Here is a 15,303-nt window from a genome sequence, read left to right as displayed (position 1 = left end):
GCGAACTGATCCAACTCTGCGACTCCGCCGGCCGCACGAACGGATGTCGTTCGTTACCGGGCCGCGCTCGCTTGTCCACCGCACGTGGGCTCATGAACTGTCCTAACCATTTCGGTCCCCCGTCGGGACGTCACCTGATTAGACGAGTACTTCCCCCCACCTGTCATCCCCTTTAACCCAACCGAACAGATTTTGTGGCCTAGGCCGCTTGTTTGTTGCGGCGTTTGTGGTTGGAGAGTTGGAGGAAGATCCACGCCAGTGCGGCGCCGACGATGAAGCCGCCGAGGTGGCCTTGCCAGGAGACGTTGGGGATGGCGAAGGACAGTACGGCGGTGATCGCGACGTACGCGATGATCCAGGTGATATCGAGCCCGCGGGCGCGGCTGATCACCAGCAGGGCGCCGACCAGGCCGAGGACGGCACCGGATGCGCCGAGGGTTGCCGAACCGGGAGCGGCGAGGAGCCACACCGCGATGCTGCCGCCGAGCGCGGACAACAGGTACAGGACCGTGAAGCGGAGCCGGCCCAGCATGTGCTCGAGCGGCGGACCGAGCTGCCAGAGCATGAACAGGTTCGAGAAGATGTGGAAGATCTGCACGTGGGTGAACGCCGACGTGAGCAGCCGCCACGGCTCGCTCTCCGTCAGCACCGGCACCATCACCAGGTCCTGCAGGATCCGCGGGCTGCCGACGTGTACGGCGATGAACACCAGCACGTTCAGCGCCATGATCGTGTACGTGACGATGCTCTGGTTGGCGCGCTGGATGCCGCCGAGCGAGGTCCTGGTCCGTGGGACCGAGCGGACTCCCTCGTTGAAGCAGTTCGGGCACTGGAAGCCGACGGCGGCGCTGTTCATGCAGGACGGGCAGATCGGCCGGTCGCAGCGCTGGCAGCGCACCCCGGCGGGCCGATCCGGGTGCCGGTAGCAGACGGTGTCGGTCACGCGGGTGCGTCCTCCCCAGGAAGCTGCGGGGCCGACGGCGTACCGGCGGCCCCGCGGGAAAGTTGAGTGTCCAGCAAGCGCCCCAGCTCGGCGCTAGCGGCGCCCGGCCACGCACCTCGCGGCACTTGGCCAGCGCCCACGATGCTCCGCATCGAGGCCACTGACCAAGCACCGCGATGCACGCACCCGGACACCGCTATCACTCGAGCTGGAGCGCTTGCTGGACACTAGGCGTTCTTGCGCTCGATGACGACCTTGTTGATGACGATCGGCTCGAGCGGCCGGTCGCCGGGGGCGGTGTCGGCGGTGGCGATCGCGTCGACGACCTTCTTCGACTCGTCGTCGGCGACCTCACCGAAGATCGTGTGCTTGCGGTTCAGGTGCGGGGTCGGCACGACCGTGACGAAGAACTGCGAGCCGTTGGTGCCGTGACCGTACTGGATGCCGGCGTTGGCCATCGCGAGCAGGTACGGACGGTCGAACTGGAGCTCCGGGTGGATCTCGTCGTCGAACTGGTACCCCGGCGTGCCGGTGCCGGTGCCGAGCGGGCAGCCGCCCTGGATCATGAACCCGTCGATCACCCGGTGGAAGGTGAGGCCGTCGTAGAACGGCTTGTTGGTCGGCTGACCGGTCTGCGGGTCGGTCCACTCCTTGCTGCCGTCGGCCAGGCCGACGAAGTTGCTCACCGTCGCCGGCGCGTGGTTCGGGAACAACCTGATGACGACGTCGCCCTTGTTCGTCTGCAGGGTTGCGTAGAGCTCTTCGGCCACGGGAGTCACTCCTAGTCGGAAAATGCGGATTACACACTCGATCCTGTCATGCCGGTTCAAGAACAGAGGAAACAACCCGCCCCTCGCTCCCATCGGGCGGTTGATGTGTGGGAAAGGTGGGGTGGGGCACAGGGTTATCGGGTTGTGACGTCGTACGATGCAGATGCAGCCGGATTTGTCCAGAGCCGTAACCGGAAATTGCCCATGTCGCCGATGGGCGGGAGAGCTGTCCGCTGGGGCGGGTGGCACCGAGGAGGGAACCGTGGGTTTGAGGAAGTCCAAGGGCCGGGTCGAGGTCGCGAAGGACCGGGTCCGGCCACTCGCCGAGTCGGCGTCGGAGAAGCTCGGACCGGCCGTCGGCCAGGTCCGGGATCACCTCGGACCGGCTGTGGGCACCGCACGGGAGAAGGTGTCGCCGTACGCCGAGAAGGCCGTCGAGCGGGGCGCACACCTTGCCCACCAGGCGGTCGAGAAGGCCGGTCCGGTGCTCGACGACGCCCTCGCCAAGGTCGGCCCGGCCACCGAGCACGCGGCCGAGAAGGCCCGCGGCAGGCTGAACGACGACGTACTGCCGAAGGTGACCGCAGCGCTGGCGACCCTCGCGGCCGCCGCCGAGCCGGTCGTCGAGGAGACCGCCCGCCGGGGCAAGGCCACCAAGGCCGCGCTCAAGGGCGAGCTCGAGGTGCCGAAGAAGAGCCACAAGCTCCGCAACGTGGTGCTGTTCCTGGGCCTCGGTGCGCTCGCGGCAGCAGCCGTCAAGAAGCTGCTGACCCCGCCGGAGCCGGCCTGGCAGTCCACGCCGACCAGCGGTCGCGACTACAGCTCCGCCCCGGCCGGTACGACGTCCCGCCCGGCCGACACGTCCATGTCGGCCACGTCGTCGAACGGCAAGACCGACTCCAACGGCAAGACCGACACCAAGCCGGAAGCCGCGAAGCCGGAAGCCCCGAAGGCCGAGACGAAGCCGGAGACCAAGCCGGACACGAAGCCGGACGCCAAGGCCGACGAGGCCAAGGACGAGGTGAAGGCCGCGTCGAACGGCGCCGTGAAGAAGACCACCACCAGGAAGTCGACGGGCTCGACCGAGTCCAAGCCCACCGAGTCCTGACTCCACCGCAACGGCGAAGGTCCCGCACCCGGCAGGGTGCGGGACCTTCGTCTGTCAGCAGTCAGTTCGGCTGCGGTTCCGCGTCGGTCTTCGCGATCGTGTAGCGGCCGGCGGACAGCAGCTGGGTGGCGTACCGATGGGTGATGCACGGGTACGTGCCGCCGCAGCTCAGGCAGACCGCGTCGTTGCGGTGCAGCCAGGGAACGACCTTGAAGCGCCTGATCCAGGTCATCGGCTCCCGGTCCGGAGCATGCATCTTCAGCGCCGCGCGAGCAGCGTCCTGGATCTCGGGGGCCGACCAATCCTCGGCGCTCTTGTCCATCAGGGCACTGAGGTCGGGGTGGAGGTGGTCAGTGGTGCGGTCTTTGTTCATTTGTATGTCTTCCAAGGCAGGTGGGAGGACGCCTTAAATCAGTCGCTTCAAACGTTAGTGCCCCAGCACTCCCACCGCGCCCCGATCGGCCCCGAACGAGTGTCAGATCTTCGTCAGGTCTCAGGTCCACAGCGTCTCGAGCGTGACCCGCGCCTCGAGCTCGAGCAGATGACGCTTGGTCGGGATCCCGCCGCCGAAGCCGACCATCTTGCCGCCGGCGCCGACGACCCGGTGGCAGGGCACCACGATCGCGATCGGGTTCCGGTTGCAGGCCGTCCCGACCGCGCGGGCCGCGCCGACATCACCGACGATCTTCGCGACGTCGCCGTACGTCTGCATCTCGCCGTACGGAATTCGGGTCAGCTGGGTCCAGACCGCGCGCTCGAAGTCGGAGCCGCCGCGGACGGACAGCGGCAGCGTGAACTCCTGCAGCTCGCCGGCGAAGTACGCCTTCAGTTGCTCGGCGGCCTCGGTCAGCAGCGGGTCGGTGTCGACCGGGCGGTCGGCCCCACCGAAATGCAGCCGGCACAGCCCGGTGTCGTCGACCGCGAGGGTCAGCTCGCCGATGGGCGAATCGATCACGGACCAGCGCATGCCACCATCCTCCCGCCGGCCACCGACAGTTTCTGGCGGAAATGCGCCACCGACCGATGACAACGTGATGTTCTCGCCCGGTCACGCGGTGTTGTGCTATGTGTGATCCATGCCGAGCCAGGCGTCACAAGTACCGCTGGACCGGTGGTTCAGTTCGGAGCGGCCGATGGGCGTCAGCGCGTCGATCCTGATCGGACTGGTCACGGTCACCGCGTGGGCGACCGCATGGTCGGATTGGTACTCGTACCGCACCCTCAAGACGTACGGCGCGGACCCGGACAAACTGGACGAGGCCGACCTGATCTCCGGCTCGCTCGGCATCATCTCCGCGCTCGCGCTGTTCGCGGCCGCGGCGGTCTTCATCATCTGGCTCTGGCGGGTCCGGTGGAACGCGGAGATGTTCTGCCGCGGCCAGCACCGCTTCACCCGCGGCTGGGTGCTCGGCTGCTGGCTCGTCCCGGTGGTGAACCTCTGGTACCCCAAGCAGGTCGTCGACGACATCGTCGCGGCCAGCGACCCGCGGACCGACCCGCACACCCCGACGCTGAAGGAGATCCCGGGCACGCAGCTGGTCTGGGCCTGGTGGATCACCTGGGTGATCGGACTGGTCACCGGAAACATCGTGCAAAGAGGTGTTCTTGCCGGCGCGTCGCAGCTCGGGGACCTGCGGACGAACGTCATACTGTCCTCCGTCTCAGCGCTGTTCACCACCGGCGCGGCCGTGCTCGCGGTGATCCTGATCCAGCGGATCGACGAACTGCAGAGCGTGCGGCCATGGGTGCCGTGGTGGGCGGTCGGGACACCGCACAACGGCTACCAACCTCCTGCGCGGTAAACCAAACCGTCACGCCCTGTCCAATGCCTCGTTACCAATGGTGATGGGCGTACGAAAAGAACACGTTAAGTCGACACCCTCCGTGCTGGGGCCGACTCCCTTGGCGTACCTACTTCGTGGTATCAATGTGGCTCGGTCATGCGGGGGCAGGACCTGGCCGAAGCGCCGAACAGACGACGGAGTTCCAGCGACGCGAGGGACGCGAGACGTGAGCCACCCGCAGGCATTATTGACTGCTGTCGACGATCAGGAAGAGTGGCAGCCGCACGCGGCTGAAGAGTTCCAGCAGGTCGGGACGGTCGGGAAGATCGCCATCGGACTGCTCGGCGCATCGACGGTCACTCACCTGCTGTCCACCTGGTCGGACTGGAACACGTACTCCGTCGTCCACCGCTACCTCGGCGGGATGCCGAACGTCGACGACGCGGATCTCAACCGCGCCGACGCCATCGCCAAGGTCACCGCGATCCCGAACGTGGTCATCTCGGTCGCCGCCGCGGTCGTCTTCGTCATCTGGCTCTGGCGGGCCCGGGTGAACTCCGAGGTGTTCTGCCAGGCCGACCACCGCCGCAGCCACGGCTGGGTGCTGGCGAGCTGGTTCTGCCCCGGCCCGAACCTCTGGTATCCGAAGCAGATCGTCGACGACGTCTGGCTCGCCAGCGACCCGAAGACCCCTGTGTACGCGGACGACCTGCGCCGGTTCAGAACTCCCGGCCTCACCTCGGTGTGGTGGGTGGCCTGGATCGGCGCTCTCGCGTTCGACGTGGTGGTACGCCGGTTCCTGATGTGGATGGAAGCGACCGTCGGCTCGCTCCGCGGGATCGCCCTGGCCGGTACGGCGTCGCTCGTGCTGACCGCTGTCTCCGCGGTGGCCGCGACGATGGTGATCCGCAAGATCAACCACATGCAGACCACCCGCAGCTGGGTGCCGTGGTGGGACCAGGCGCCGAAGCTGAGCGCCGTCCCGTCGTACGAGGTGACCCAGGTTCCGTCGTACGCCAACGACGACACCGACGAGCAGCCCGCGATCTCCGAGCCGATCGCCGCGTCGCCGTCGATGGGTCTGGTCCGCGAGCCGCAGCCGCAGCTGCAGATGGCCGGCGGTCCCCAGGCCCAGGTCGGCAGCCCGTTCGCTCCGCAGGCGCCCGCGCCGAGCCCGTTCGCCCCGACCGCGCCGGCACAGCCCGCGCCGCAGGGCTTCCCGGGCGACGGTGCCGCCGCACCGGCCGCGTTCGCCGGTGACCCGGTCGTCGAGGAGCCGCCGAAGTGGAGCCCGTTCGCTCCGGTCGTCGAGAACTGGCAGGACAACGACGCCGGTCCGGCGACCGAGCAGTTCAGCCCGATCGAGTCCTGGCGGGACGAGAAGCCGGCCGCGGAGACGACGTACGAGTCGCCGTCCTGGAGCGACTACAGCAGCAATGACGACGTGCTGGGTACGACGAGTACGACGAGCAGCTGGCTCGACGAGGCCGCGCCGATGACCGTCGTCCAGCCCGACCCGTACGCGTACCAGCCGCAGCAGCCCCAGCAGCCCGCCGCGGAGGAGCCGTGGGCCGCGCGCTACTCCGAGCCGTACTCGTACGAGACCGACTACACGTCCTCCCCCGTGGAGGCGCAGACCGCACCCGAGCCTGAGCCCGCGCCAGTTGCGCGCGCCGGACGCCGGGCCGCTCGGGTCGCGGTCGACAGCCCGTCGGCGATCCAGCCGGCCGTCGGGAGCCACTCCGCGCACCCTGTGGAGTCCGAGCACACCAGCTACTCGTCGTACTCCGACCACAGCGTCTACGGCCAGTCCGAGCACACGCAGCCGTCGTCGCACGTGTCGGCGTCCTCCGGGTACTACGAGCCGGCCCCGGCTCCCAGCTACCAGGAGGAGCAGGACGACTTCCTGACCCCGTCGAAGCCGCTCCCGCCGGTCCCGTCGTACGGTCCGGAGCCGACGTACTCGTCCAACAACGACGAGTACACGAGCTACGAGCCGTCGTCGTACAGCTCGGACTACTCGCCGTACAGCACGGAGTACAGCAGCAACAGCTACAGCTCGACCAACTACGAGTACGACGCCTACAGCAACAACACCGGGTCGGAGTACACGAGCACCGAGTCCTACGAGACGTACAGCCCGAACTACGCGTCGGAGTCGTACGGTTCGCAGTACTCGCCGGAGCCGGAGCAGACCGAGTACCAGCAGCAGACGCCGTACTCGTACGAGCAGCAGCAGCAGCCGACCGAGGACCCCGAGCAGCCGACCCCGCCACGCACGCAGCCGCGCCGTGGCCGCTGGGTCTGATCTGATAGCTGTATGCGCTTAGGTTTCGCCACTCTCGGTTGTCCCGGAGCTCCGCTCGACGACGTCCTGAAGCTTGCCCAGGGCAACAAGTTCACCGGCCTCGAACTGCGGGCCGCGCCGGACGAGTTCACCCACACCGGCCTGACCGCGGCCGAGCGGCGTGAGCTGCGGACCCGGATCGAGGACGCCGGCCTGGAGATCTTCGCGGTCAGCAGCTACGTGAAGCTCTGCGCGGTCGAGGAACAGCCCCTCGAAGCCCATCTCGAGCTGGCCGGAGACCTCGGCGCCCGCGGCGTCCGCGTCTTCCCCGGAGATGACCCCGGTACGACGGAATCCCCGAGCGCCGGCGAGATCCGCGCCCTCGACCGGGTCACGCGCGCACCTCGGGATGTCCCGATCCTGCTGGAGACGCACGACTCGCACTCGACCGCCCGGCAGGTCGCCGCGTTCTGCGCGCTGCTCGACGCCGACGCACCCGGCCACAACGTGAAGGCGATCTGGGACAGCTCGCACACCTGGTCGCACGGCGAGACGCTGGCCGAGTCGTTCGCGTTGCTGAAGCCGTGGGTCGACGTCGTGCAGTTCAAGCAGGCCGACTCGCAGCAGGACTACCGCCCGGTGGCGATCGACGCCGGCGACTTCCCGATCCAGGAGCTGCTGCAGGTCCTCGACGGGACCGACTACCCGCTCTCACTGGAGTGGGAGCTCAAGTGGCACCCGCAGCTGCCGTCGCTGGCGGAGACACTCCCCGCCGTTCACACCTGGCTGGGCGACGGCGACGTCAAGTAGCGCGTGATGGTCGGGCCGAGCCAGGCCACCACCTCGTCGACGGACATGGCCACGACCGGCCGTAGTTCCAGGATGTAGCGGCAGAGCGCGAAGCCGAGTGCCTGCGTCGAGATCAACCCCGCTCGCACGGCCGGCTGGTCCACTGACGCCCGCTGGATCGCCGGCGCGAGCTGCGCGCTGAACACCTGCCGCATCCGCTCGGCCGCGGCCTCGTTGGTGACCGCGTTCCGCAGCAGGACCTTGAGCGTGTCGTCCTCCTCCCACCGCTCGACCAGATGGCGGACGAGCACCTCACCGGCCTGCTCCACCGGTACGTCGGTCAGATCCGGCAGCCGAACGTCGAACTCCGCTGCCGCCGCGAACAGCTTCTCCTTGCTGCCGTAGTACCGCATCACCATCGCCGGATCGATCGCCGCGTCGGCCGCGATCGCCCGGATCGTGGCGCGCTCGTACCCGTCCGCGCCGAACCGCTCCCGCGCCGCGGCCAGGATCGACGCCCGGGTCCGGTCCGACTTCTTCTCCGCCATACCCCCAGCATATGCCAACGGTTGTTGACTTTTGCCAACCGCCGTTCTACCGTAAAAGTCAACAAGCGTTGATAAAGGGTTGGAAGGAGCGACGATGACTCCGCGGAATGCAGAGGTCGTAGTGGTGGGAGCGGGTCCGGTCGGGCTCGCGGTGGCGGTCGGACTCCGGCTGCACGGGCACAACGTGGTGGTGATCGACAAGCAGGCCGAGGGCACCAACACCTCCCGGGCGTGCGTGATCCACCCGAGGACGCTGGAGGTGCTGGAGCCGCTCGGTGTGACCAAGCAGCTCGTGGATCGCGGGCTGGAGCTGGAAGACTTCTCGATCCGGGCCGGCGACCGCAAGCTGATCCCGGTCGGCTTCGAGGACCTGCCGACGCAGTACCCGTTTGTCACGATGATCCCGCAGCCGGTCACCGAGCAGGTGCTGCTCGATCGGCTCGAGGAGCTCGGCGGTTCGGTCCTCCGCCCGTACGCCGCGACCGGGCTGCTGCAGACCCCCGACGGTGCAGAGGTCACGCTCGACAACGGCGACGTGATCCAGGCGCAGTACGTCGTGGCCGCCGACGGCATGAACAGCACGATCCGCGAGCTGGCCGGACTGCGGATGCCGGGCAACACGCTGGAGCTGTCGCTGAGCCTGGTCGACATCCGCGTCGACCGCGGCCTGCCGACCGACGAGGTCGGACTGTACTTCGCTGCGGCCGGACTGCTCGTCGTTGCGCCGTTGCCGGACGGGAGCTTCCGCCTGGTCGCTGAGGTGCACGATGCGCCGGAGCACCCGGACATCGCGTTCGCGCAGGACCTGGTGGACGACCGCGGTCCGCGCGGCGGGCACCCGAAGGTGACCGAGCTGGTCTGGGGTTCACGCTTCCGGATCCACGAGCGGGTGGCGGACGAGTACCGGTCCGGTCGCGTGCTGCTCGCAGGCGACGCTGCGCACACGCACAGCCCGGCAGGCGGTCAGGGCATGAACCTCGGCCTCCGCGACGCCGTCGTACTGGCAGACGCACTGTCGGCGGCACTGGCCGGTGACGACTCCGGTCTCGATACCTACGCCAAGAACAGCCGTGCGGAGGCGGTCCGGGTCATCGGCCTCGCGCACCGCCTGACTCGGCTGGCCAACGTCCCACGGGCGATCCGTCCGGTGCGGAACGCCGTACTCGGTCTGGCTGGTCGGGTCGGCAAGGCACAGACCGGACTGGCCAAGCAGCTCGCCGGCATCCCGGAGCGCTAGCCGGCAGTCGATTCGCGGATCTGCAGGGTGTACGGGACGGTGAGGTCGCGGTGGGTGGCCTCACCGTTTCCGGCGATGCGGTCCAGGAGCAGGGCGACCGCGTTGTCGGCCAGCCACTCCTTGTCCGGCGAGACCGTGGTCAACGTCGGCGAGTGGTAGCGGCCGTCCTCGATGTCGTCGAAGCCGACCACGGCGACGTCCTGCGGTACGCGCAGCCCGGCGTCGGCCAGCGTCCGCAGTGCGCCGAGCGCCAGTAGGTCGTTGAAGCAGAAGACCGCGTCGGGTGGCTCCGGTAGCGCCAATAGTTCGCGCATCGATGCCGCGCCGTCCTCGCGGTGGTACCCGGTCCCGGCGAGCTCGAGCGCGGGGTCGTGCGGCAGACCGGCCGCCTTGAGCGCCTTCCGGTACCCCTTCCGTCGTACCGCTCCGGTGCTCGTCCCGCCGACGCCAATGGCCGCGATCCGCCGTCGTCCGATCGCGATCAGATGCGTGGTGGCGTCGCAGGACGCCTGCACCGAGTCGACCGCGACACGGTCGAACTGGCCGCCGGCCGGGCGCTCGCCGAGCAGGACCAGCGGCTTCCCGGTGTCGGCGACGGTCAGCTTGGCCGGCACGGTGGTGATCGGGGAGAAGATGATGCCGTCGATCAGTTGCCCGCGCATCCCGTCCAGCACGAACTTCTCGGCCGCGGCCTCGCCCTCGGTCTGGTCGATCAGCACGGTGATCCCGCGGCGCTTGGCGGCCCGGCTGATCTCGGCACCCAGCTCGGCGAAGTACGGCGAGGCCATCTCCGGGATCGCCAGCGCGATGAAGTCCGAGCGGCCCTTGCGCAGGGAGCGCGCGCTGACGTTCGGCCGGTAGTCGAGAGCGGCGATCGCGGCCTCGACCTTGGCTCGGGTCCGCGCGGTGATGTGCGGGTAGTCGTTGATCACGTTCGAGACGGTCTTCACCGAAACGCCGGCCCGTGCGGCCACATCACTCAGCCTGGTCGCCATCCCGAGAACCTCCAGTCACCGGCCTGTCGCCCGAGTCTGCCACCGCGAACTCTTTACAGCGATTGTCAATCGTTGTAGACAACCACGTTAAACGTTGTAAACGACTCTGGGGAGGCCCTGTGGCTCGGCTCGTGGTGGACCCCGCCTTCGTCGTCGGCGCGCTTGACCGGCGGCTGTTCGGTTCGTTCGTCGAGCACATGGGGCGGTGCGTCTACACCGGGATCTACGAGCCGGGGCATCCGCGCGCCGATGCGGACGGGTTCCGGGAGGACGTGCTGGAGTTGGTGCGGGAGCTCGGCGTGACCGCGATCCGCTACCCGGGCGGGAACTTCGTCTCGAACTACGACTGGGAGGACGGCGTCGGCCCGAAGGACCAGCGGCCGCGGCGACTCGACCTGGCCTGGCGGGCGATCGAGCCGAACCAGTTCGGCACCGACGAGTTCGTCGCGTGGTCGCGCAAGGCCGACGTACAGCCGATCTGGGCGGTCAACCTCGGCACCCGCGGGATCCGCGAGGCCGTCGACCTGCTGCAGTACTGCAACCTGCCGGCCGGGACCGCGCTCAGCGACCGGCGCGTCGCGAACGGCAGCCCGGAGCCGCACGACATCCGGATCTGGTGCCTGGGCAACGAGATGGACGGCCCGTGGCAGATCGGCCACAAGACCGCCGACGAATACGCGCGGCTCGCCGAGGAGACCGCGAACGCGATGCGGCGGGTCGAGCCCGGCCTCGAGTTGGTCGCCTGCGGTTCGAGCAACGCCGGCATGCCGACGTTCGGCGAGTGGGAGCGCATCGTCCTCGAGCGCACGTACGACCTCGTCGACCACATCAGCCTGCACGCGTACTACGAACCTCGCGACGGCGACCAGGCGAGCTTCCTGGCCGCGGCCGAGGAGATGGACCGGATGATCTCGTCGGTGATCGCGACCGCCGACCACGTGAAGGCGCTCAAGCGCAGCGACAAGGAACTGACGCTGTCGTTCGACGAGTGGAACGTCTGGTACCAGCAGCACTTCCCGGGCGAGCTCGGTCTCGGCATCCGTGAGGTCGGCCCGCTGATCGAGGACAGCTACACCGTCGACGCCGCGGTGGTGGTCGGCAGCCTGCTGATCACGCTGCTCCGGCACGCCGACCGGGTGAAGATTGCTTGCCTTGCGCAACTGGTCAACGTGATCGCACCGATCCGCACCGAGCCCGGCGGTCGCGCCTGGCGGCAGACGATCTTCCACCCGTTCGCCCTGACCGCGCGGTACGCCGGTCCGACCGTGCTGCAGACCGCGATCACCGGCGGGCCGGAGATCGACACCGCCGCCTTCGGCAAGGTCCCGGCGCTGTGGAGCACAGCGACGTACGACGAGAACACCGGGGAGACCGCGATCTTCGTGGTGAACCGGAGCGAGACCGACAAGATCGACCTGGAGATCCCGGTGACGGCGCTCAAGGTCGCCGAGCACCTTGCCCTGTACGACGAGGACCGGTCCGCGGTGAACACCGCGGACCACCCGGACCGGGTCACGCCCCGGACCGTGGACGGCACCGAGATCGTCGACGGTGTCTGCACCGCCACGCTGCCACCGGCTTCGTGGCATTTGATCCGTTTGAGTTGAAGGGACCGCCCTGTGCCTTCGAAACGACTGCTCGCCACAGCACTTGCTGTCGTCGCAGTAGCGGCCGGTATGTCGCCTGCTACTGCGGCGCCGGTCGTGACCACCACCAACCCGATCACGTCCAGCTTCGCCGACTCCTTCGCCGACCCGTCGATCATCCAGGGCCGCGACGGCTACTGGTACGCGTACGCCACCTCCGACCCGCTCGTCGCGAACGGCCCGTTCGGCTTGATGCACATGGCCCGGACCAAGGACTTCAGCTCGTGGGAGTACCTCGGCACGGTCTTCAACGACCAGACCAAGCCCTCCTGGGCTGCGCCCGGTTCGTTCTTCTGGGCGCCGGACATCCGCTACTTCGGCGGCCGGTACGTCATGTACTTCACTGTCACGGACACGCTGGCCAACCCCGGCGGCGATCCGGCCATCGGTGTCGCCACCGCGCCGACGCCCGCCGGACCCTGGACCGCTGGTGACGGTCCGGTGGTTGCACCACGCCCCGATGGCTCCGGAGGCTATCTCGGCACGATCGACCCGGCGATGCTGACCGCCGCGGACGGCAAGCGCTACCTCTACTACGGCGGCTTCTACGGCGGCATCGCCATGACGGAGTTGAGCGCCGACGGCCTGCACGCGGTCGGCACTCCTACGCAGGTCACGATCGGCGACCGCTACGAAGGTTCGTACGTCGTCTACCGCGACGGCTGGTACTACTTCATGGGCTCGTCGATGAACTGCTGCGCCGGCCCGACCACCGGGTACTCCGTTTTCGCCGGCCGGTCCCGCTCTCCGCGCGGCCCGTTCGTGGACGCGGACGGCGCGAAGCTCACCGACTCGCGCGTCGGCGGCACCACAGTCATCACGCAGAACGGCAACAAGTGGATCGGTCCGGGGCACCACGCGTTCATCACCGACGCGGCCGGGCAGGACCACATCGTCTACCACGCGATCGACCGCGGCACGCCGTGGCTGACCGACCCGTTCGGCATCAACCGCCGGCCGATGCTGATCGACAATATCGACTGGATCAACGGCTGGCCGCGGACTCGCGCCGGCCTCGGCCCATCCGAAGGCCCGGTCCCTGCACCGACGACCGGCTCATCGTTGGGCATCGACTCCGCCAACCCCGCGGCTGGTCTTGTCGGCGCAACCGCCAACCCCGGCGACTCGGTCGGCGGGCCTACCGCGTCCATCCAAGGCGCCGCGCAAACCCGCGCCTCCGCACCGGGTGGGTCTCTCCGCGTCGAAGCGGACGTCAAGCTGGGCTCGTCTTTCACCACTGTCCTGGGCAATCAGGTGGTCGCGACTGTTGCGAACAACCGACTGACGCTCGCGGCGGGCCGTCGTACGACGTCCGTCAATCTGCCGGCCGACTTCGACCGCACGCAGTGGAACAAGCTGTCGGTGCAGGTAAGCGGATCCGGCGTGACGGCACGACTGAATGACGCCGGCCTGGGAGATGTCTATGCGGAGGCGCGGCTGCCTGGACTGACGTTGCGGCCTGCGCCGGTGCGGTGGCTCGGGACGGCCGAGGTGGACAACCTGACCGTGCGACCGGTTGCCAAGCCGGTGACGAAGCTGGCTTCTGTGCCGCGGACCGGGAAGTTGCTCGCGGGTGACGACTTCAATGGGGCGCTCGGGGCGGACTGGTCCTGGGTGCGTCAGGACGACAAGGCAACAGTTGCTGACGGCAACCTCAGCTGGCCGTTGGAGAACGCCGACATGGTGGGCAGCGGCAACAACGCCGGCCTCCTCCTGCATGCGACGCCGGCCGGGAAGAGCTGGATCGCCGAGACCAAGCTGCACCTCGACACCGGCATCGACGACGTACGCAACTATCAACAGGCCGGCATGATCGTCTACCTCAACGACGACGACTTCGCCCGGCTCGGCGACGTCGCGATCTGGAAGACCCGGCAGACGGAGTACGGGCGCGAGTTGGTGGCACGCCCGTCCGACGGCGCCACGTCGTACGGCGCTGCCGCGATCGGCCGGACCGCGCCGACGATGTGGATGCGGATCGCGTACCACGAGAACCCCGCCGGCGAACACGTCTACCAAGCCGCCACCTCGGTCGACGGCAAGAACTGGACCTGGGGCGCCTCCTGGGTCCTCCCGGCCGCCGCACGCGTAGGCCTCTACGCCCACGGCGAGTTCACCGGCGCCAACCCACCGCCGACCGCAACCTTCGACTACCTGAAGTTCTACGAGAGTAAATAGATGTTCTCCAATCCGGTGTACGACGGCAGCTTCGCGGATCCGCAGGTTATTGCGGTGGGCAACGAGTACTACGCCTTCGCGACGAACGGGCCGCTCGGGAACGTGCAGACGTTGACGTCGACGGATCTCGTGTCCTGGCAGCAGGTCGGTGATGCGCTGCCGTCGTTGCCGGATTGGACCGCCCCCGGAAAGGTGTGGGCGCCCGAGGTGGCCGTGCATGCGGCGGACCGGTACGTCATGTACTACACGACGCGCGACCTCGCGTCCGGTCACCAGTGCATCGGCGTCGCGGTCGCCTCCGCACCCCAAGGTCCATATGTCGACAAATCTCCACGACCGTTCATCAGTCAGGTCGACGAGGGCGGCTCGATCGACGCGTCCCCGTTCCAGGACTCGACCGGCCGCCGCTGGCTGTACTGGAAGAACGACGGCAACGCGATCGACGTGGACACCTGGATCTACGTCTCCGAACTCACCGCCGACGGCCTCACGCTGACCGGCGAGGTGCACCGCCTGATCAAGCAAGACCTCCCCTGGGAGGGCAATCTCGTCGAGGCCCCGTACATGGTCGAACGCAACGGCAAGTTCCACCTCTTCTACTCCGGCAACGCCTTCGACAAACCCACGTACGCCATCGGCCACGCCCTCTGCGTCACCCCCACCGGCCCCTGCACCAAGTCAGGCGACCCCATCCTCTCGACCTCCCCCGACGCCGCCGGCCCAGGCCACAACATGGTCCTCGGCAACTGGTTCGTCTACCACGCCTGGGACCCCACCCAACCGGGCACCGACCCCAAAGGCCGCACCATGTGGCTCTCCCAACTCACCTGGGACGGCGACACCCCAACCGTCCAACCGCCGCTCGCACGGAACCCGCTGGATCCGTAACCTTTCCGGTCCCGCCCGCATCTGGCTCTGTGGAAGAACCAGTTCTGGGGAGGGATCGTTATGCGACGCATTGCTGTCTCCAGCCTGGCGGGGGCGGTTGCGCTGACCGCGGCGGTGTTCGTGCCATCGG

At 68.2% G+C, this 15,303-nt stretch carries 14 protein-coding genes; 8 read left to right on the top strand and 6 right to left on the bottom strand.

What is annotated here, in order from left to right:
- Positions 1-199: 199 nt before the first annotated feature.
- Positions 200-943 carry a rhomboid family intramembrane serine protease gene (locus tag FDA38_RS21280; RefSeq protein WP_137255857.1) on the bottom strand — a complete coding sequence of 248 codons (744 nt, stop codon included), beginning with the start codon at positions 941-943 and terminating at the stop codon, positions 200-202.
- A 227-nt stretch (positions 944-1,170) separates the two neighbouring features.
- On the bottom strand, positions 1,171-1,713 hold the full coding sequence (locus FDA38_RS21275) for a peptidylprolyl isomerase (protein WP_134106408.1): 543 nt from the start codon (positions 1,711-1,713) through the stop codon (positions 1,171-1,173).
- A 262-nt stretch (positions 1,714-1,975) separates the two neighbouring features.
- Here FDA38_RS21275 and FDA38_RS21270 point away from each other — a divergent pair, with 262 nt between their 5' ends.
- Complete coding sequence (locus FDA38_RS21270; protein WP_137255855.1) at positions 1,976-2,821, top strand: hypothetical protein; 846 nt, start codon at positions 1,976-1,978, stop codon at positions 2,819-2,821.
- Positions 2,822-2,882: 61 nt separating this feature from the next.
- Here the strand turns inward: FDA38_RS21270 and FDA38_RS21265 are convergent, their stop codons facing one another.
- Complete coding sequence (locus tag FDA38_RS21265) at positions 2,883-3,194, bottom strand: hypothetical protein (RefSeq protein ID WP_137255854.1); 312 nt, start codon at positions 3,192-3,194, stop codon at positions 2,883-2,885.
- A gap of 120 nt (positions 3,195-3,314) precedes the next feature.
- Complete coding sequence (locus FDA38_RS21260) at positions 3,315-3,788, bottom strand: methylated-DNA--[protein]-cysteine S-methyltransferase (protein WP_137255853.1); 474 nt, start codon at positions 3,786-3,788, stop codon at positions 3,315-3,317.
- 109 nt (positions 3,789-3,897) lie between these two features.
- Between FDA38_RS21260 and FDA38_RS21255 the strand changes: the two genes are divergently transcribed.
- The 3 genes from FDA38_RS21255 to FDA38_RS21245 all read left to right on the top strand — a co-directional run bounded on the left by FDA38_RS21255 (position 3,898) and on the right by FDA38_RS21245 (position 7,702).
- Complete coding sequence (locus FDA38_RS21255) at positions 3,898-4,623, top strand: DUF4328 domain-containing protein (RefSeq protein ID WP_137255852.1); 726 nt, start codon at positions 3,898-3,900, stop codon at positions 4,621-4,623.
- Positions 4,624-4,831: 208 nt separating this feature from the next.
- On the top strand, positions 4,832-6,913 hold the full coding sequence (locus tag FDA38_RS21250; protein WP_137255851.1) for a DUF4328 domain-containing protein: 2,082 nt from the start codon (positions 4,832-4,834) through the stop codon (positions 6,911-6,913).
- Positions 6,914-6,925: 12 nt separating this feature from the next.
- Positions 6,926-7,702, top strand: a complete 777-nt coding sequence (locus FDA38_RS21245) for a sugar phosphate isomerase/epimerase family protein (protein ID WP_137255850.1) — start codon at positions 6,926-6,928, stop codon at positions 7,700-7,702.
- On the opposite strand, the gene FDA38_RS21240 is transcribed toward FDA38_RS21245, so the two are convergent.
- On the bottom strand, positions 7,669-8,229 hold the full coding sequence (locus FDA38_RS21240) for a TetR/AcrR family transcriptional regulator (protein WP_137255849.1): 561 nt from the start codon (positions 8,227-8,229) through the stop codon (positions 7,669-7,671). The genes FDA38_RS21245 and FDA38_RS21240 overlap by 34 nt on opposite strands.
- Positions 8,230-8,323: 94 nt before the next feature.
- Here FDA38_RS21240 and FDA38_RS21235 point away from each other — a divergent pair, with 94 nt between their 5' ends.
- Positions 8,324-9,466: an FAD-dependent oxidoreductase gene (locus FDA38_RS21235; protein ID WP_137255848.1), complete on the top strand. Its 1,143-nt coding sequence runs from the start codon at positions 8,324-8,326 to the stop codon at positions 9,464-9,466.
- Here FDA38_RS21235 and FDA38_RS21230 read toward each other — a convergent pair.
- Entirely contained in the window at positions 9,463-10,461 is a 999-nt protein-coding gene (locus FDA38_RS21230; protein ID WP_137255847.1) for a LacI family DNA-binding transcriptional regulator, read from the bottom strand. The genes FDA38_RS21235 and FDA38_RS21230 overlap by 4 nt on opposite strands.
- Before the next feature lie 119 nt (positions 10,462-10,580).
- Between FDA38_RS21230 and arfA the strand changes: the two genes are divergently transcribed.
- Genes arfA through FDA38_RS21215 form a run of 3 tightly spaced genes read left to right on the top strand, consistent with a single transcriptional unit; the run spans position 10,581 to position 15,173 of the window.
- The gene (arfA, locus tag FDA38_RS21225) at positions 10,581-12,068 is read left to right on the top strand and encodes an arabinosylfuranosidase ArfA (protein ID WP_137255846.1); all 1,488 of its coding nucleotides are present in this window, start codon (positions 10,581-10,583) and stop codon (positions 12,066-12,068) included.
- A 12-nt stretch (positions 12,069-12,080) separates the two neighbouring features.
- On the top strand, positions 12,081-14,285 hold the full coding sequence (locus FDA38_RS21220) for a family 43 glycosylhydrolase (RefSeq protein ID WP_233714834.1): 2,205 nt from the start codon (positions 12,081-12,083) through the stop codon (positions 14,283-14,285).
- On the top strand, positions 14,286-15,173 hold the full coding sequence (locus FDA38_RS21215) for a glycoside hydrolase family 43 protein (protein WP_137255845.1): 888 nt from the start codon (positions 14,286-14,288) through the stop codon (positions 15,171-15,173).
- Positions 15,174-15,303: the final 130 nt, after the last annotated feature.

Origin of the sequence: Kribbella jiaozuonensis (assembly GCF_005233875.1) — a bacterium.
GTDB classification, from domain to species: domain Bacteria; phylum Actinomycetota; class Actinomycetes; order Propionibacteriales; family Kribbellaceae; genus Kribbella; species Kribbella jiaozuonensis.
This window is presented reverse-complemented; position numbering and strand designations above follow the sequence as displayed.